Genomic DNA, 18,921 nt, shown 5'->3' on the forward strand with positions numbered 1-18,921 from the left:
TTTATTACCTGGTAAATTGGCAAGATCATTATATCCAAAATTTCGCTAATTTTATTTTCATAATGAGCTGTCAAATAATCATTCTGATGAGCAGCAGCTCAGACTAAGAAAATGGTTTATAAGCCCCAATAACTTCAATTACCTCTATAGTAATAGTATTTAAACCACTTTTCTTCATATTCTCTCCTCATTTAATAGATTATATAAATTTATGTAAATGCGTGAGAATAATGAATTTTCGTCATACCTGTTCAATGTTATAACTTTAATCTGCCAGACTGTGGTCCGCCATATTCTTTTTTCGTTCACTCTAGCCGAGCAGGTGGCCTGAACATCTATGTTGTCGAAATATTTCATTGAACGTCCCATTTTTGCAGGAGTACTCGCCATTATTGTAATGGCATTTGGTATTTTCTCTGTCATAAACCTGCCTGTAGAACGCTATCCGGATATTGCTCCACCGCAGATTACAGTAGCGGCTACATATAATGGTGCTTCTGCAGAAACCGTAGAAGAGAGTGTAACGCAGCTGCTTGAACAGCAAATTAAAGGCATTGATCATCTTTTATATTTTAGCTCCAGCAGTGATTCATCGGGACGTAGCCGGATCAGTATTAGTTTTGAGAATGGTACAGACCCAGATACGGCCCAAGTTCAGGTACAAAATAGTATTAATGGCGTAATCAGCCGTCTGCCGGAGGATGTACAGCGGCAAGGTGTTAATGTATGGAAATCGCTAGGCGATACGCATATGGTCATAGGCCTTTATGACCAGACTGGCAAAAGTAATAATATCGAATTATCTGATTATATGATGACCCATCTGGAACAGGAGATTTCCAGGATTGAAGGAGTTGGTGAAGTCGATGTTTTTGGCTCGCAATATGCAATGCGGATCTGGCTGAATCCAGACCGTTTAAAACAATATAATTTAATGCCAAGTGATATTCGTGCAGCTGTAGAAGCACAAAATACTCAGGTGGCAGCAGGGGGTATTGGAGACTTGCCTACAGCCAGTGAACAGTATTTGAATGCTAAAGTCAGTTCGGGTTCACGTTTAAAAACGGTTGAAGAGTTTGAAAATATTATTATTAAATCTTCTGCTAATGCCGGTTTTGTATATTTAAAAGATATTGCCCGAATTGAACTTGGGGCAGAGAACTACCAGTCATTTAATACCATTAATGGTTATCCATCAGCAGGTCTGGGTATTTCACTGGCTACGGGCGCAAATGCTTTGCAGACTTCCGCCTTAATTAAACAGACCATAGACCGTCTTACCGAGAAGCTACCAGCCGGTTATAAAATTGTCTATCCACGTGATAATACACCTTTTGTTCAAGAGTCAATTAAAGAGGTAGTTAAAACTCTGATTGAAGCAGTGATTCTTGTAATTTTGGTGATGTTCCTGTTTTTACAAAGCTGGCGTGCAACCTTAATTCCTACCATTACTGTACCTGTAGTAATTTTAGGAACCTTTGCCATACTGTACGTATTAGGCCTAAGTGTAAATACATTAACCCTATTTGCTCTGGTACTGGCGATTGGCCTGCTGGTGGATGACGCGATTGTTGTGGTTGAAAATGTCGAGCGGTTGATCGAAGAGAGGCAATTCAGCCCAAAACAGGCTGCCTTAGAGTCAATGCAGGAAATTAGCGGTGCGCTAGTGGGTATTACGCTGGTTCTCACTGCTGTCTTTATTCCGATGGCATTTTTTAGTGGCTCAACTGGTGTAATCTACCGGCAGTTTTCAATTACCTTGGTGGCAGCAATGGTATTGTCATTGCTAGTCGCCTTGATTTTGACTCCTGCTTTATGTGCATTGATTTTAAAACCCAAGCAGCAACATGCTCGCTGGGCCAATGGGTTCAATAAAAAACTGGAGCGACTTAGACAGTATTATCTCAAAGTGATCCAGAGTTCCATGCAGCACAAAATGATTTATTCAGTGGTATTTATAGCCTTGATTGCTGTATTTGCGCTATTTTATCGTGCACTACCTAGCAGTTTTATTCCAAGTGAAGATCAGGGCACGCTTAATATCCAGTTTAGCTTGCAAAATGGCGCTCCAATGGCTAAAAGCCAGCAAGTAGGAGAAGAGATTCAGCGTTATTTCCTGAGTGAAGAACAAGAGAATGTTGAACTGGTACTTATCCGCTATGGCCGTAACTTTTCTGGTACAGGTCAAAATCTTGGACAGGGTTTCATTGCGCTCAAGCACTGGGATGATCGTCCGGGGCAGGAAAATTCTGCGCAGGCAATTCGTGAGCGTGCTACAAAGTATTTCAGTAATAATCCTGATGCCAGAATCATGGTCAATATGCCGGGAGCTGTTCGTGGTCTCGGGCAGACAGATGGACTGGAATTCTGGATTCGCGATATTAACGGCCAAGGCCGGACTTATCTAGAACAGCAGTTTAAGTCATTACAGACCAAAACTAATCAATATGACAGTTTTCAAAATCTGGACAAAAAAGCTAATCCGGACAAGGCTGAGTTAAAGGTCAATATTAACCAGAAACAGGCAATGGCAGCAGGCTTAAGTCAGCCTGCAATTAACAGTACTCTGGCGGCTGCTTGGGGTGGTAGTTATATTAATGATTTTATTGACCGGGGACGGGTCAAGCGGGTCATTATGCAAGGTGATGCGGCTTATCGGGCACAACCTGAAGATTTATATTTCTGGTCTGTCCGTAATGATCTTGGTCAAATGGTTCCATTTTCTACATTTGCCAGTTTTGAATGGACTGGCGGGCCAGAAGTAGTTAACCGTTTCATGGGCTATACTGCATTACAAATGGAAGCAGATGCAGGATCTGGTTTTAGTACCGGTGAAGCGATGCAGGATGTCCAGGCCCTGATTGATCAATTTCCTGACATTGACTTAGCCTGGAGCGGTTTATCTTTTCAAGAACAGCAGTCCAGTAATCAGGCAATCTGGTTATATCTGGTGTCGATTGGCTTTATTTTTCTGTGCCTCGCTGCCCTTTATGAAAGCTGGAGCATACCGACAGCGGTTATGGCAGCAATACCACTTGGTATTGGTGGGAATATCCTGTTCAGTTATCTAGCTGGCTTTCCTAATGATATTTATTTTCAGATCGCATTGCTGACAACAATTGGTCTGTCATGCAAAAATGCCATTCTTATTGTTGAATTCGCTGCACTGGCCCAGCAACGTGGCAAAGATGCAGTAGCAGCAGCTCTGGAAGGCGCCAGCTTGCGCTTGAGGCCGATCTTGATGACTTCTCTGGCTTTTGGTGCCGGTGTAGTGCCGCTAGTGTTTGCCGCTGGTGCAGGAGCTGCCAGCCGTCAGGAAATTGGTACGAGTGTTCTAGGTGGAGTTATGTTTGGAACAGTCTTGGTAGTGATATTCATTCCATTCATGTATGTTTTGGTCCGGAATCTGATGACAAGAAAACAGCACCTTGGTTAGTTGATTTATCTTGATTTGTCTTTAAATAAACCTGACGAGATCAGGTTTTTTTACTTTAAAGACCGCCCTCAGTTTATGACTTTATTCGATAAATGTAGGCGTATTGCAAAATTATAGTGAAAACTCTCCAGAGCATGATAGAAGTAGTTTAATCCCCCTGATCAAAAATAAATTTTTATTTAATCAATAAATTATCATGAGACAGGCATGCCGCAGATTGCAGAGAAAATACAATATGTTCGCCAACAGCTCCGTTCTGAAAAGTTCAATACGGCTATTGGCCTTTTAAATGAATTAAATATTGCTGATCAGGCTAGTGTATTAAAAGGATTGACCCCTGCAGAACAGGTCAAGATCCTGCAGAAACTGGATGAGCCAAGTGAGGTGTTTGCATATTTGCCGCTCAGCCAGCAAGCTGTTTTGGCTGAATTTATACCTGTTCCTGATCTCATCCCTATTCTTGATAATATGTATTCTGATGACTTTGTCGATATTTATAAAAAACTGTCACCAGAATTACAACAACAGCTTATAACACTGCTGTCCGAGGAGTCTCAAAATACCTTAAAAAAACTGGCGCTTTATCCTGAAGGTACAGCTGGTGCGATGATGAGTTCCAGCTTTGTTACCTTACACCAAGACTTATGCATGGATGAAGCCATCCAGGCGCTGCGTATAATCGCCGCAACACGGGAAACCCTTTATCTGGTTTATATTGTAAATGAGCAGAATCAGCTGATAGGTGTCATCTCTCTACGCCAGATTATTCAGGCCAGGCCCGAAGCTACAATTGCAGAGGTAATGGAAAGGGATGTGATTTATGTCTATACCCATGATGATCAGGAAGTCGTTGCTAAAACTCTGGCTTACTATGATTTAATCGCTCTACCTGTAGTGGATGAGCAGGAAAGAATGCTGGGCATTATCACTTATGATGATGTAATGGATATTGTAGAGGCAGAAACTACCGAAGATATTTTAAAATCCGGTGCAGTCAGTCCGTTAGCTGAGCTCAGCCTGAAAACTGCTCCCATCATAACCTTATACCAAAAAAGGGTATTTTGGCTGGTTATTCTGGTCTTTGGCAGTTTACTGTCAGGAATTGGAATTGCACATTTTGAAGAGATTATTTCAACTCACATTGTACTGGTTTTCTTTCTCCCTTTACTGGTGGGCAGTGGGGGAAATGCCGGATCGCAGTCTGCTACTCTCATGGTGCGTGCCTTGGCGACCGGAGATGTACAGTTTAAAGACTGGTTCAGCTTGCTCGGCCGTGAAACTGTGGTGGCACTTTGTTTAGGCGTAACGATGGCTTGTGCCGTATCCATGCTAGGTTATATTCGCGGTGATTTCATGGTCGCGATTGTACTGGCAATTAGCATGGTAGGGATCGTACTCATGGGTTGTCTGACGGGTATGAGCTTGCCTTTTATTTTAAATAAGTTGAAACTGGACCCTGCCAGTGCTTCAGCACCTTTAGTTACCTCAATCTGTGATGCTACAGGCGTGATTATCTACTTATTTGTAGCATCCAAACTATTGTTTTAGTACACAGATTAATACATCCCGCGTTCTAATCTGTTTTATGCTGATAACTCTCTAATGACTGGAATTGGTAATGCCCGGGCTTGAAAAACAAAAAAAACTTACTCAGCAAGAAGTGATCCGTCTGGAGCGTGATCTGGCCAAGTTTGCCAATATCATGGACTCTTTAGTTCGTATTCCTTTTACCAAGCAGGGAATCGGTGCGGATGCAGCCTTGAGCACGGTACCAATTGCAGGAGATCTGGCAGGCTTTGCCCTGACTTGTTATGCAGTTTACAAGGGGCGCCAGATTGGCGTGCCTTCCCATAAATTGCGGCCAGTTATTAAAATGGCTGCCCTGGATGCAGTAGTCGGTTTTGTGCCTGTAATCGGTACGGTATTTGATATATTTATCCGGCCGAGCCGCAAGGCACTTGATATTGTGCATGAACATATCCGCACAGAATATCAGATGACTACAGATATTCATTTAAGGCATCCCTATCTGCATGAGAAGTTAGAACGTAAACAGCAACATTCTACTTTCTGGCGCCAGCCAGTGGTGGCCTGGTTATGGCTACATATACCTGACTTGGTCGGAGTTCTGTTCCTGATTCTATTTGCAGCCGGTTTGTGGTTTGCTATCAGGCTGGCACAGCAGTATTTTTAAAATATACACTGCATTAGCTTAAAAGGTTAAATGTAAAAAAGCCTCCACGCAGGAGGCTTTTTTGAATCTGGATGAATCGACAGAAAAACTTATGGACAGTTGAGACGCTGTAAAGCAGCTACCCGGTCTTCAATAGTCGGGTGTGTCATAAACAGAGCAGCCAGACTAAAACCACCTTCTTTACCAGAAGAGATTGCAAAGGCTTTCATTTCTTTAGGCATCTGATCTGGCATGTCAGACTCTGCCTGTAGACGTAACAGGGCAGAAATCATAGCCTGTTTTCCGGCAAGCTGTGCACCCGCTTCATCGGCCCGATATTCACGGTAACGTGAGAACCACATGACAATTGCAGAGGCAAGAATACCAAATACAATGTCCAGTACAATCGTAATTGCAAAGTAAGCCAGCCCAGGTGCTTCACCATCTTCACGGCCAAATACGTTACGGTCAATGAAGTCGCCTACTACACGGGCAAAGAACATGACAAAAGCATTCACTACCCCTTGAATCAGGGCAAGTGTAACCATATCGCCATTAGCGACGTGGCCGATTTCATGCGCCAGTACTGCACGCAGTTCATCCTTATTCATACGTTCAAGCAAACCGGTAGAGACCGAGACCAGTGCATCATTTTTGTTCCAGCCTGTTGCGAATGCATTAGACTGATAAGACGGAAAAATGCCCACTTCTGGCATTTGAATGCCAGAACGCTGTGATAATTCAGCAACGGTCTGCAATAACCAGGCTTCTGCCTGATTTTGAGGAGCATTAGGGTCAATAATTTGTGTACCGGTCGCCTTTTTAGCCATCCATTTGGACATAAAGAGGGAGATGAGAGAACCCACCATACCAAATACAAAACAGATGACTAAAAGGTTGCCCAGATTAAGGCCACCCGCACCATGATAACTTCCGACTCCGAAGAGCGACAAAATAATGCCAGCTACTACCAGTACCGCGAGGTTGGTTAGCAAGAACAAACCAATCCGCATCATTGAGATAATCCTCTTTTGATAGAAAAAATAAATCGATTTTGAAATATAAATCGTAAAACTAATATGCGGTGATGCTCGTTAAAATTCAAGAAAAACTTGAAAAATATATATAGAAAAAATGAATCAAAAGATCAGTTAGAAATATGAATACGTGCTGAGGCTGTAGCGTTAGAGCTGACATAAGTGCCTGGTGCATCTGTATAGGAGCCATCTGCCAGCGTAATAATTTGCCGGGGCGCATAGCTCCGGCCTGCAGCTTGAGTATTTGCAGCAGAATTCACTGTTTCCTGAACCAGCAACCCGTTTTCCGGATTATTACTGGCAGTAAGGTTTAGAGCTCCGCCTGAGTAAAGGTTGCTATAACGACTGGTGACCCGACGAACATAATCTTGGGTTTCACGGAATGGGGGAATACCACCGTATTTAGCAACATTACCTTCTCCTGCATTATAGGCTGCAAGAGCAAGATGCGTGTTGCCTTTAAAGCGTTTCAGGAGCCAGCTTAAATATTTGGCTCCTCCTAGAATATTCTGATAAGGATCATATGCATTTGAGACATTAAAGCGCCGTGCTGTTGCAGGCATCAATTGCATCAAGCCCTGTGCACCTACAGGAGAGCGGGCATTTACATTAAAGCCTGATTCAGTGTGCATAACTGCTTTAATCAGACCTTCACTGACACCATGCTGCTGAGCCGCCTGTTTGATTATATGATCAAAAGCATCACGATTTTTGCTATAGCTTGGCAACACCGCCGCTTCTGACTTTCCCCAGTTACTATAACTGTGAATATTACTCTCGGGATAATAAGTAACTTTAACTTTCTTTAATGAACTGTCATTCATTTTACGGTTAGTCAGGAGGGTGCTGCCACTTTGGTCTTTATAGACATACATTTGACCTGCACTACTATAGCTTGAAGCCAGTACAAGTACGGCACATCCCCAAATACCCAAGCGTGAAATATCAAAGTAAGTTTTCATAGTAATCTGTAAGCAACTTGGAGCTCAAAATTCAGTCCGAGTTTAACAAAAAACTCTACAATGGAAACCAAAAACTTGAGTTTCTTTGACAAAAAAAATTGAAAAAAAAGCAAGACCATTTGTTTCGAAAATAATCAAATAAATAAAAAAAAATTTTTAAAAAGTATAGCTTGACATATATAAGTAATTGTAATTATTAATAAATATCAATTGATCAAAAAATAATCAATTTAAATAAAACCCTTAATAGGCCGATTACACCCCCTGTCAAGCCTAGAGAAATCCACAATTTTATCCACAGGTTTTGTGGAAAACTGTGGAAAAGTCTAAAATATAAGCATTTTGATACAATTTTGAACGCAAGCGTCTATTTTTTATACAAGGGCTTATTTTTTTTCTGACCAGTGGTGTTCCACATTAATTGTAATTCGGTGATGCGAATCGGAGGGAGATCGGCTAAAATCGCGCGGTATTTCTTTTATGGGTAATTCTGTTCTATGTACTCGCCAGTTGAGTCCAACCAGGGATTTAATTTCAAGCCAGAACTGCCAACCAGTTCAGCCTATTATCGTCTGCTTAAAAAGCTGCGTCGCCAAGTTGGCCATGCTATTCGTGACTTCAAGATGATTGAAGATGGCGACAAGGTAATGGTGTGCGTATCGGGTGGTAAAGACAGTTATACCTTGCTGGACATTTTGCTACAGTTCAAGCGTATTGCACCAATTAACTTTGATGTAGTTGCTGTCAACCTAGACCAGAAGCAGCCTGGCTTTCCGGAGGATGTCTTGCCGCGTTATATGGAAGAAAACAATATTCCATATTACATTCTGGAAAAAGACACCTATACCATTACCAAACGCTTGACACCGAAAGGTAAAACATACTGTGCTGTGTGCTCGCGTTTACGCCGTGGATCCCTATACGGTTTTGCCCAGGAAATCGGCGCAACCAAAGTTGCTCTTGGACATCACCGTGATGACATTCTGGCAACTTTCTTTTTGAACCTGTTTCATGGTGGCAGTCTAAAAGCCATGCCACCAAAACTGCTGTCATCTGACAAAAAGAATATTCTGATTCGTCCACTGGCTTATGTGGAAGAGAAAGACATTATAAAATATGCGGAGCTGCGCCAGTTCCCAATTATTCCATGTAATCTCTGTGGGTCTCAGGAAAATCTGCAGCGCGCAATCATTAATGATATGTTGCGTGATTGGGATAAAGCCCATCCGAAACGTCTGCACAGTATTTTCGGCGCTTTACAGAACGTATCACCATCTCAGCTGGCTGACCGTGAACTGTTCGATTTTGAGATACTTGATTCGCAACATGAGTATGACTTCAAAGAACCGGAAAAAACTAATCGTCTGGATGTAGTTAATTTGAGTTTTGCTGCTGAATAAAACCAAATATTAGGCATCTTGCCCAGTTAAGGTGCCTATTTAAATCAGTAATACATAAAAACATCAAAAACTGAATGATCAGTACAAAAAAATTGTTCTAATTGCCTCATTACATGCTATAACAAAATAAAAGCTCACAGCTTCATGAATATGCTGTCTGGAAAGGCAGCTCTATAAATTGAAAAATATACTTGAGGAAAAATTATGCCTGCGTTACTCACTGATGATTGGTTTGCAACTGTTGATAAATTAACTGCTGAAGCAGGTGATTTGAACCTGCCACCAGCCTTGGCTAATCTGGCAATTAATCTTGTAGTTGTAAATGCAGACAATAATACGACTGAACTTTCATTAGATGGTGGAAAAATCCAGAAAGGTCTGTCTTCAAATGCTAAAACTACTTTGAATATGGATGGCGAAACCCTGCGTAAAGTCTTCCTTGAATTCGATATGGCAGCTGCGATGCAAGCATTTATGACAGGCAAAATCAAGGTGCAGGGCGATATGTCACAATTGATGGCATTACAGACTGTAAAGCCAAGCCAAGAGCAGAAAGACCTGTTTAAGAATATCCTTGCACAAACTTCTTGAAAAAAAGAAGCTTAAGAGCAAAAAAAGCTTACCGTGAAGGTAAGCTTTTTTTATAAATTAAATTGTTTGTACTACATTCTATATTACATATAACGCTTTTGTCTAAATTGTGACCAGATCGGACTTCTTGATATGTTCAAGATAGGCTCGAATACGGGTAACATACTGCACAGCCTGACGATAACGACCATTGCTGGTCTGATGGCGTTCCAGATAATCATAAAGATTTACCCAGTTATTTGGATTACGACCTTGGGTTTGAATACGTTTTTGAATCTGGCCAACAGCACCAGGACCCATATTATAAGCTACCAAGGCGTACCAGTTACGGTCCGGATAAGGAACGTCAGAAAACTTGTCGAGCATTAAATCATAGTACTTGGCCCCGCCTTGAATACTCTGATGGGGATCTGTACGGTTCTGTACTCCCATGGCTTTGGCTGTACTACTGGTGAGCATCATCAGGCCACGTACGCCTGTAGGTGAAACTGAATTGGGCTTTAGATAAGATTCCTGATAGCCAATTGCAGCCAGCAGGTGCCAGTCCAGGTCATAACGTTCAGCACTTTGCTGAAAACTCGCTTTATAAATCGGCATACGTTTTGACAAATCACGCTGAATGGTTTTCCAGGCATCAGGCTGTACTACATTACGGTTGTAAAAAGAAGCCAACTGACGAATCGCCCCATTTTGTTTACCTTGGCAGATATAGCCACTTGCAGTAGCAGCTAGCGGTTCTTCGGCCTGTTTGAATACCCAGTTCAATGCTGGGTTTAAACCATTTTTAACCAGACTGGTTGTATCTCCACAGCTTGCAGAGAAAGACGTCAGCTGATGCTTTTCAATAGTATTAAAGTCAGCCGTAGTCATTGCCATATTGGCTTTGCCTTGAGCGACCCATTTTAAAGCTGTTGCGTTGTCCGCAACTGTCTTTAGTTCGAGCCTGACATTCAGGTTTTGAGCATAATTACGGACAAGATCATAGCCGAAGCCATACATAATCTTGCCATCTTTAAATAAGGTCGTCGGGCTTTCCACCGTGACCACAGTTAACGTATTAGTATTCACAACGGAATTATATTGTGAAGCTTTACTTGCATTAATATTGTGCCAAGGTACAAGAGCTGTGCTTAATACAAGTAATCGAACAGGGAGAGTAGAAAATAAAGAGTTAAGGCTAAGCCTTGACCCAGAAGTTGAACTACTGTGCATGGTGTCTCCGCTAAAGTAACTTATGCCCTAAAAGGCAGACAAAAATGGGTCTGCAACTTTTATAAGTTGATAAATTCAATAAGAGGATGGGCAGTCATGAAGTCATTTAAAATGACAGGAATGAAATAAAACTGTGTAGTTTAACTACATAGATAAAAAGAATATAAATACTAAAAAGTGAACGGATAATAAAGTGCAAATTTTATTATGTCAAATTTTGATCAAAAATAGATGAGCGATATTTATATAAGTAATTGATATTAATATATTTTAAATTAAGATTATAGCAATATGTTAAAACTGTATGGCATAATAGATAATTATATAAATTGAATACGTATTTAAACTGAATATTCATAATGAAATCTAACTTAATTACTCGAGCCGGCCATGACCGGTTGGTGGCTGAATTACAACAGCTCTGGCACGAAGAACGTCCGGAAATAACCAAGAAAGTTAACTGGGCTGCCAGTCTGGGCGATCGTAGTGAAAATGCCGATTAAAAAAAATAACCCTATTTTTTATACTATCTAACGTTAATTAATTAATTTTAATAGATATTTAAAATAGTATATATACTATATGTATGTACTATTTTGAAGAACATATCAAATATAAGTTAAAGGGAAAAATGAAAACAAAAATTTTAGAAGTTATAGAACAACAAGATGGTAATACTGAACTTTTGTTGGATTACTGGAAATTTGTAGATGAAATAAAATTTGATTTTGTTTTTACAGCTAAATTTTTAATTAATAAATTTAATTTGGAAGGCTATGATGATCTTTCTGAAAGAGTAGCGGACGCAGGCTCACTTCTTATAAAGAAATTAAAAGATTGTAATAATTGTTATGCTGATTTTGTTTTTTCTAATAGAGCAAATTTTAAAAATTTAAAATTGAAAATATTAAGAGAAGATATAATTTGCTATGATTGTAAAAAAAATAGAAATCTTAAGAAAGTTAAAAAATTGATTGTCGACATTCAAGAACACGAATGTAGATTAAATAATGAAAATTTAGAAGTTTTGGAATTGAGTTATTTGGAGAAAATTTATTTATACCTTTTAGTTGAAAATTATAAAAATAGCCCTCTCAAAAATTGGAATTCTTTATATGCATTAAATTATAGTGGTAATCAATTTTTAGCAATAAAAATCATAGAAAAAGGATATATAAAAGAAATAAAAGGCTGTCATTCTTGTAATTTAAAACAAGCTGAATTGCACTCATTAATTATGGGGAATCAAAAAGAATTTGATGATGAATTGAAAAATAAAATAAAAAACTACTTAAATTTGAATTTTGATTATCATTGCGAGATTATTATACCTGAAAAATATAATGATATTGACAGTTGGTTGATTGAAATTTACTCAAATATTATTAATGCCAATATAACAATTAATGATGTTAAAGAAATTGAAGAATTTATTTTAAATCAAAGGTTTTTTGATATTTATAGGTTGGTAGATTTAATCTGTGAAAAAAACTCCATTCCATGGAAGAAAGATAATGCATTTGATTATGAAATTTCTAGAATGATAGGGAAGTATAATTTAGAAGTTATATTTAATATTTTAAATTATTGTGCTAAAAATGCAACTTCACAGTTATACAAAATGGAAAAGCTGTTAGATACTAAATTTGATTTTAAAAAGAACTATGTTTTTAGGTATGAAATATCAGCAAGAATTGATAAGTTGGATAAGAATGATAACGTAGAGTTATATTCAAAAAGTCTTTCATATGATTGGGTTGATTCGGAAATAGAGGTTTTTATTAATACCTATATCATTGAGAGTTTTCAAAGGTGGAGTAAGTTTACTCCTAATGAAATTTTGAAAATTATTTTAGAAAAAAAGAATATTAATTTTTAGTTTTATAAAATTTTTACTGGTAGCTGATTCTTAAATGTTATTTAAATCTATTTTTTTAGATTTTTAATATTTATTTGAATTATTTTTTTAAATTTAATGTATTTATTAAAATACGAATATTTAGTTTGGAGGTTAGTAAATGCATTCATTAATATTTTTAAGAATTTTATAAATAATTACCTTCTTGTTTTTGATTTTTTTAATAGTATCTTGATTGTTTTTTATATGGTTTTTTAGGCAAAAATTTATTTCAGGTAATTGTTGAATAAGTTCTCTGATTAACTGTATTTCCTGGTCTTTTTTATTATATCTAGTTCTAAAAGTCTTAATTTTTCATTTAAAACTTTGATAGCTTTTTCTTGACAGTAATTAACTCTGAAATCAGTTGGTTTATCTGTTTCTGAGTAATAAAAGGTACCTGTTTCATCATAACTTCTTTTAATATAGTCATACTTTTCTAATTGATTAATAAAAGAGTAAATTCGATATTTTTGTATTTGACTAGTATGTTCAAACCTTTCCCAAAGTTCTTTTGGTTTATACCAAGTAATAAGTGCATTATTTTCTACTAATAGAAGAAATTGTTCTTTAAGAGAATGTTTAATTTCGTTCATATACGCCACTGAATGTATTTAAAAGGTTTATAGTCCTCATTTTGTGCGCATTATACTGTCCAGTATGAAGTGAATAGTTTATTAGATAGATTTATCTATTGGATTTCATACCCTACGTAGCGCTTCTATTATTTAATTTAGAAGACCATTTTCTATATGATTAGTCGTTCTTAGAACAAGTGAAGAATAAGCATCTGACTGAAATAGGTAGTCCCATATATCTAAACAAATGTTAAGAGTGTCGCTATCTTCATCATTTGTTGCTTCGTCATAAAGACGTTGTACAACTTTTATAATTTCTAAGTCTTGGAACCTTTCATTTTTAGATTCACTATTGCTGGTTGAGTTAGTTGTTATATTAATAACTAATGTCAAAAGTGATGAACTATATTCAGTGTAACTATCACTTTTGTTTTCAAAGTAATGAAATAAACCATATAGATTAAAATGAGCAGCTTTTGATTTGGCAAATATTTCAAATAGTGCTACTGAATTTGTTTTGTTCCAAAACTCATCATGTCCAACTGTACTGCTAATTGAACGCAGTATGCCTTCATCGTTATCATTAACCAATATCTCAAAAGATGATTGCAATTTTTCTAAATTTTCATCTCCATGTCCATCACATAGAAGCTGGTTAACTACAGACGTATAGCCTTCTTTTAGAACACCAGTGTCATTAAAAATGATTTTGAGTTCCTCCTGAAAAAGATCATAAAAATACCAACGAGCATAAATTTGGCGTGCAGCTTCTTTACGAACGTCTTGATATTCTGAGCTTAACATTTTCAAAACAAGTGAAATTAAATCTTCCTGATGTTTACCTTTAAAACCATTATTGAAAAAATAATGTGACTCATAACCACAAGCCATTCTTAGGTCTCTATTGCATAAGGCAAGAAATTGGATGAATGCAAAATCTTCGTCATAATTTAACAAAGGAGCTAAGAGTTCCAGTGCAGCTAATTTTACTGCTGGATGAGGATCATTTATAGCTAAATCTACAAAATGCTTATGAGACAAAGCATATTCTTTATCATTCCAAAAGAGCTCGGCAATAGCCAAATAAGCTTTACCTCTTACACAGTTAATTGTATTACCCCTAAGCTCTTCAGCTGAAATAATTGCTGGGTCATTTCCCTTTTGAGGGTTGTAGATATTAAGCTTACCCTGTATTGGATCTTTTGAATTTATCGCTAAATATTCAATTTGTTTAATATATTTTGGAGACAATATTTTTATACGAGTGTCTAATAAATCAATTAAAGCTTGACCATCATCTATTAGTGAAAAGTGGGCTAATACTTGCCCAATTAATTCGATAGGAGGGGATTGCCAACTATCACGATATGGTTCAGTAACATTCGATGAGCTGGAATCACGTAAGCCTCGAAAGAAAGCTTCAATATATTGACTATCAATATCTTTAGGTAAGGATAAGGCTAATCTACAAAAGCGAATAGGTTGATTCTTTGTAGCAGTAAATAATGCATTTGAAAATTGATGGATACTTGCTTCTGCTAGAGTATCTCCATTAATACGTTTTAATCTAAATGAATTAAACTCTTTAGCAGGCGTGAGAATCAAATTAGTCCATGCTTTATCAGAAAGATGATTAGCGTTGCGTATAGGAGAGGTGACCCAACCACTATTTATTTCGTAAGCTTTACAAAAATCTGATGATTTAGATTGACCAAACTTACGGTTAAGTATCTGGATCATTTCTTCTGCTTGGATAGACCGCCTTTTTTTATCAAGTTTTGGCAGTAAGAAGTACTGAGTTTCTCCCCAATAATGAGAGAAATACCCTGTTCTTCTATATTTAAGCTGTCTTTTTATATCGTCATAATCAAAGGAAGAAAAAAATAAAATTCGATTTTCTAATTCATGAAATAAGGTTTCTGAACAGAATGGAGAAAATTTTTCAATTATTTTTCCTGATAATATCCATGCTGGTTCTTTGTAGGTATTTCCGCATTCAAAACGTATTTCAGGATTGGATAAAATCCATTCAATGATAAAATCTGAATAATTAGGTGATAGATATATGATAATTTTAGCTAATATATGATTAAATACAAAATTTTTGTTGCTGCTATAGCCGTGAATTAACTCAAACAAAAGATTAGATTGGTCATGTAGGTTCTCAGCTGATTTTTCGAGTAATTCAATTATTCCATGAATTAGATTAGCTACAGGGTCATTATTGTATCTAGTATTTTTAGATAACCAGTGATAGGGTTGTTCATCATTATCTGTACTGCTTAAGAGATTAGATAAGCGAGCAAGTAATCTACGAATAGTTTTTTGGGGAATTGCATCAGCGAGAGTAATAATTTCATCCAGTTCGATACTTGACCAGTTATCTCTATTTGAAAATTTGGGTTTACTAGAACGTTTTTCAGAATAATAATCAATTTCTATAATATCTTTATAATGATCCAGCATTAACTCAATCAGGTCTAAGGCTCGTAGGGGATTTTTTCTAGAAAGATCTTTCCAGTTGATAAAATTCACATAACAGCCTACTGCTATAAGCTGTTTGCGTACTTCAAACATTTCTACTGAGTCATTAGCTATATCCCAGCATAAGGTGTTATAGACATATCTATCCCATTGTTCAGTCTTCCCTATAAATGATTTCATTTCAGAGAGAACAAGATCTGGTGAATAGTTTGCAATCGATCTAAGTAATCTTAAAGTAATATCTAGCAATTCAGGATTATGGTCATTTAGCCAACTATTCAAACACTTTTTTTCTGAAAGATAGGATAAAATTGCGACATTTTCATAACAGCTGTTGTTTAGGAACTTAATAAATAGGCTAGGTTCCGCAATAATTTCATCAATTAAGAGCTTAGCTGGTTTTTTTAAATCTTTTATATTTTTTAGTGAATTAAGGGCTAAATACTTTAAGTGAAATCTTATATTTTCATTAAAAATTATTGCTCTAATACTATTGCAGAATGAGGTTTGATCCGCTTCAAGTAAAAGGTTTAGAGCATATTTTAAATGCTCACGCTTGGTTAAAGTTTGTTCGCTACGATTTCCAAGCATTTGAATTAGATGATCAGTAGATATTATAGCCTCATTAAAGAACTTAAGTCCAATTTGATAATCATAAAGAGCTTGATGTCTGAAACTTATTCTAGTGCTTTGCTTAGATAATAGTCCTACAGAAATTAAAGCATGTAATGTATTTTGGCTACCTGAAGGAAGAATGTTTTCATTTACATTCAGGCGTGAGTTACGAGACATTTGTTCAACAATAACATCGATAAGATTTATCGCACCTTGTTTAGAAATATGATGACTAAATTCTAAGAGGTCTAAGCGATTCTCTCTAAAGAGTCGTACTAATTCTAACTTATTTGTAAACTGGGGAGCAGATTGGATTCTTTCTGCGATCGTTAAATAAATATTAAGCCATAAAGGGATCTGTAAAGTTTTCTTTTTTTCTTCAGTCAGCGAATTATAAACCTCATAATCTTTGATAAGATCACTGACTATTGATTGATCTAATGTGGAAATACTAATTTCATTAAGATGGCTGCTAAGGCTGCCAATCCAACTTGAAAGGGCTGCATCTTCCTGTGCATCAAAATCTCTAGAAGCAAGAATAATACTAATTTGAATCTTTTCTTGACGTAAACTAAGAATCTGTCTTACTAATTGACGACATATTTCTAAGGCATTACTTGAATGTGATCCCGTCCAACGTATCGCATCTAGTTGATCTAAAAGAATCACTACTTTTTGATGTTTCGCAAAATTTTTTAAACAGCTAATAGGGGAAGAAGGAAATCCTAAATCTTGCCCAAACTGATCTATGTTATTTTCAGGGTGCTTTCGATCAAGTCTTATAGGGATACTAATAATATTTTGTGCTTGTAACTGGTGATGCAGATCCAATAAGACAACACTTTTACCCATACCAGCTTCTGCTTTAATAAGAGTGACGGCTGTTTGATTTACTGATTGAACAATTTCATTAAGTTCAGGACGTGGGATAACATTTTGAGTAATTAGATGAGGTTCAATAGAGTTAACGAATTCTTCTGATAGTTGTCTAATAACAGTCATGATTCTTTCATCATTAGGAGTGATTTTTAGACTGAAACCGTGGGCCTCAAGATCGTTTAATAGTTGAGAAGCTGTAATTTTTTGCCTAAGCCTATTAAAGCCAACAGGATAGGTTTTTAGAAAATTAATTACGTTAATTGGTCGATCAAAAAAGAGTATAGAAGCCTTATCCAGTAGCTCATTCCGTTGATAGGCATCTTCAGAGTAACTGGTCACTATAAATTTTTGAAGAAAATTAATTGCACGTTCCAAGTGTATATCTTGTTGAATATCCAAACCAAGATATGTACATAGCTGTGAAAAATCCTTTTGTCTTTCTGCGCTAGAGTTAATTTGATAAGTTAAAAAATCTTGAGGTACTCCATTGTAATTCAATGCAATTAAACGTAAGTCCGACATTAGTTTACAAGTTAAAGGTGAAACAAGATTAAATTCTTCAGTACCTTGCTCAATCTGGAATTTGGCATTTTTTAAGATGCTTGTACTATTTAAGGCTGAAAGAGTCCAAAATTCATTGCTTCCATTGCCAGCTTTGCATTGATGATGTTCTGTTTTGCCATCTAGTCGCCCAATAATGACGTCTACGCCTACTTCATCAGTACCTATGGGCTCTATAGTGACATAAGCAATTTTTTCTTGAAGAAGTTTAATGAATTGATTGGCAATCCAATTTGTCTCAAAATAGTTGCCCAATTTTTCAGCAAAACCGCCTGCTTCTAATGCCACGTATAGAACCTTATTTTTAACCTATTATTCAGTAATATATAATACTTGTTGATGATAGCAATACTTTGCTTAATTAGTCAGACTAGTTCCTGTAAGCGATATTATGTCCTACATGTATGAGTCGAATCCGCTTTATGGTAGTTCAAGAAGACTTAGGCTCGGATCACTTCAACTTAGAGGATATTACCTAAGGGGGGCTTCTAGAAGAAATTGATAGGTTTAGCCGTGATATTGATCATAGACCTGAACAATTCAATAAAAGATAGGTTGGATAGATTGGACCCTTGAGGATAGGGCAGGTTACAAGTCATTTAAACAACATGTTGGAATGGTTTTATTTTTTTCACATATATACCATCTGAATGAGAACACGTCGTTTTCAAAGGCTTAGCTTAACACTAGGCCTTTTCTATTTCAGAGGTATATCTTATGCAAATCAATTGTCCATATTGCCATTCAGAGCATATGATCCGTGTTATGCAAAATGGTAGTTCACAGGCTGGCAATCAAAGCTTGGCATCGTCAGCATCATTTGCCACGATGGGTGCAGCATTATCAAAAACATTACCTGTGTCACTTCTCATAGGAGGGATGGCAGTGGTCGTAGTCGGTGGTTTGTTAGGTTCAGTATTTGGTTCGGCTTCAACTCAAACTGTGCAATCTTGCTTTCAATGCCAGCATTGTGGACATTCTTTCTACTGAGGCAGAATGAGAAATTAGACTTCTATGAGCTTATTTTGGACTGGTAGGCGCTTACCACTCTTGACTCTCTTTAAATTGATCTAGTAGATAGATTTGAAATAAATTG

General features: G+C 37.1%; 12 protein-coding genes and 1 pseudogene. 8 read left to right on the top strand and 5 right to left on the bottom strand.

Annotated features, from left to right (window positions below):
* The first annotated feature begins 337 nt into the window (after nt 1-337).
* The 3 genes from ABZP31_RS03750 to ABZP31_RS03760 all read left to right on the top strand — a co-directional run bounded on the left by ABZP31_RS03750 (nt 338) and on the right by ABZP31_RS03760 (nt 5,630).
* Nucleotides 338-3,436 carry a multidrug efflux RND transporter permease subunit gene (locus ABZP31_RS03750; RefSeq protein WP_248135074.1) on the top strand — a complete coding sequence of 1,033 codons (3,099 nt, stop codon included), beginning with the start codon at nt 338-340 and terminating at the stop codon, nt 3,434-3,436.
* Between the two features lie 207 nt (nt 3,437-3,643).
* Nucleotides 3,644-4,984, top strand: coding sequence for a magnesium transporter (gene mgtE, locus ABZP31_RS03755; RefSeq protein ID WP_248135076.1), 1,341 nt, complete (start codon nt 3,644-3,646; stop codon nt 4,982-4,984).
* A 70-nt stretch (nt 4,985-5,054) separates the two neighbouring features.
* Nucleotides 5,055-5,630 carry a DUF4112 domain-containing protein gene (locus ABZP31_RS03760; protein WP_005015606.1) on the top strand — a complete coding sequence of 192 codons (576 nt, stop codon included), beginning with the start codon at nt 5,055-5,057 and terminating at the stop codon, nt 5,628-5,630.
* Between the two features lie 89 nt (nt 5,631-5,719).
* Here the strand turns inward: ABZP31_RS03760 and htpX are convergent, their stop codons facing one another.
* Both htpX and ABZP31_RS03770 read right to left on the bottom strand, forming a co-directional pair.
* Nucleotides 5,720-6,625: a protease HtpX gene (gene htpX, locus ABZP31_RS03765; protein ID WP_005015604.1), complete on the bottom strand. Its 906-nt coding sequence runs from the start codon at nt 6,623-6,625 to the stop codon at nt 5,720-5,722.
* 131 nt (nt 6,626-6,756) lie between these two features.
* Nucleotides 6,757-7,608, bottom strand: a complete 852-nt coding sequence (locus tag ABZP31_RS03770; RefSeq protein WP_248135078.1) for a lytic transglycosylase domain-containing protein — start codon at nt 7,606-7,608, stop codon at nt 6,757-6,759.
* Between the two features lie 497 nt (nt 7,609-8,105).
* On the opposite strand from ABZP31_RS03770, the gene ttcA reads away from it, so the two are divergent.
* Nucleotides 8,106-9,008 (top strand): tRNA 2-thiocytidine(32) synthetase TtcA, encoded by a 903-nt coding sequence (gene ttcA / locus ABZP31_RS03775; protein WP_248135080.1) that lies wholly within the window; start codon nt 8,106-8,108, stop codon nt 9,006-9,008.
* Between the two features lie 204 nt (nt 9,009-9,212).
* Nucleotides 9,213-9,599 (top strand): SCP2 sterol-binding domain-containing protein, encoded by a 387-nt coding sequence (locus ABZP31_RS03780; RefSeq protein ID WP_005015601.1) that lies wholly within the window; start codon nt 9,213-9,215, stop codon nt 9,597-9,599.
* 102 nt (nt 9,600-9,701) lie between these two features.
* Here ABZP31_RS03780 and ABZP31_RS03785 read toward each other — a convergent pair whose 3' ends face one another.
* Complete coding sequence (locus tag ABZP31_RS03785; protein WP_248135082.1) at nt 9,702-10,811, bottom strand: transglycosylase SLT domain-containing protein; 1,110 nt, start codon at nt 10,809-10,811, stop codon at nt 9,702-9,704.
* A 359-nt stretch (nt 10,812-11,170) separates the two neighbouring features.
* Between ABZP31_RS03785 and ABZP31_RS03790 the strand changes: the two are divergent.
* Nucleotides 11,171-11,311 (top strand): annotated as a pseudogene (locus ABZP31_RS03790) (transcription elongation factor GreB); the annotation flags it as partial.
* Between the two features lie 131 nt (nt 11,312-11,442).
* Entirely contained in the window at nt 11,443-12,690 is a 1,248-nt protein-coding gene (locus tag ABZP31_RS03795) for a hypothetical protein (protein WP_367156897.1), read from the top strand.
* Nucleotides 12,691-12,968: 278 nt separating this feature from the next.
* Here the strand turns inward: ABZP31_RS03795 and ABZP31_RS03800 are convergent, their stop codons facing one another.
* Nucleotides 12,969-13,304, bottom strand: coding sequence for a hypothetical protein (locus ABZP31_RS03800; protein ID WP_367156898.1), 336 nt, complete (start codon nt 13,302-13,304; stop codon nt 12,969-12,971).
* 132 nt (nt 13,305-13,436) lie between these two features.
* Nucleotides 13,437-18,113: a hypothetical protein gene (locus ABZP31_RS03805; RefSeq protein WP_367156899.1), complete on the bottom strand. Its 4,677-nt coding sequence runs from the start codon at nt 18,111-18,113 to the stop codon at nt 13,437-13,439.
* 429 nt (nt 18,114-18,542) lie between these two features.
* Between ABZP31_RS03805 and ABZP31_RS03810 the strand changes: the two genes are divergently transcribed.
* Entirely contained in the window at nt 18,543-18,815 is a 273-nt protein-coding gene (locus ABZP31_RS03810) for a hypothetical protein (RefSeq protein ID WP_367156900.1), read from the top strand.
* Nucleotides 18,816-18,921: the final 106 nt, after the last annotated feature.

This window comes from Acinetobacter sp. FL (assembly GCF_040744925.1).
Taxonomy (GTDB): Bacteria; Pseudomonadota; Gammaproteobacteria; order Pseudomonadales; family Moraxellaceae; genus Acinetobacter; species Acinetobacter radioresistens.

What these genes read in the sequence shown, in the direction of transcription:
- ABZP31_RS03795 (WP_367156897.1), top strand. Translation starts at nt 11,443, where the DNA reads ATGAAAACAAAAATTTTAGAAGTTATAGAACAACAAGATGGTAATACT.
- ABZP31_RS03760 (WP_005015606.1), top strand. Translation starts at nt 5,055, where the DNA reads ATGCCCGGGCTTGAAAAACAAAAAAAACTTACTCAGCAAGAAGTGATC.
- ABZP31_RS03800 (WP_367156898.1), bottom strand. Translation starts at nt 13,304, where the DNA reads ATGAACGAAATTAAACATTCTCTTAAAGAACAATTTCTTCTATTAGTA.
- ABZP31_RS03810 (WP_367156900.1), top strand. Translation starts at nt 18,543, where the DNA reads ATGCAAATCAATTGTCCATATTGCCATTCAGAGCATATGATCCGTGTT.
- ABZP31_RS03780 (WP_005015601.1), top strand. Translation starts at nt 9,213, where the DNA reads ATGCCTGCGTTACTCACTGATGATTGGTTTGCAACTGTTGATAAATTA.
- ABZP31_RS03750 (WP_248135074.1), top strand. Translation starts at nt 338, where the DNA reads ATGTTGTCGAAATATTTCATTGAACGTCCCATTTTTGCAGGAGTACTC.
- ttcA (WP_248135080.1), top strand. Translation starts at nt 8,106, where the DNA reads ATGTACTCGCCAGTTGAGTCCAACCAGGGATTTAATTTCAAGCCAGAA.
- ABZP31_RS03770 (WP_248135078.1), bottom strand. Translation starts at nt 7,608, where the DNA reads ATGAAAACTTACTTTGATATTTCACGCTTGGGTATTTGGGGATGTGCC.
- mgtE (WP_248135076.1), top strand. Translation starts at nt 3,644, where the DNA reads ATGCCGCAGATTGCAGAGAAAATACAATATGTTCGCCAACAGCTCCGT.
- ABZP31_RS03785 (WP_248135082.1), bottom strand. Translation starts at nt 10,811, where the DNA reads ATGCACAGTAGTTCAACTTCTGGGTCAAGGCTTAGCCTTAACTCTTTA.
- htpX (WP_005015604.1), bottom strand. Translation starts at nt 6,625, where the DNA reads ATGATGCGGATTGGTTTGTTCTTGCTAACCAACCTCGCGGTACTGGTA.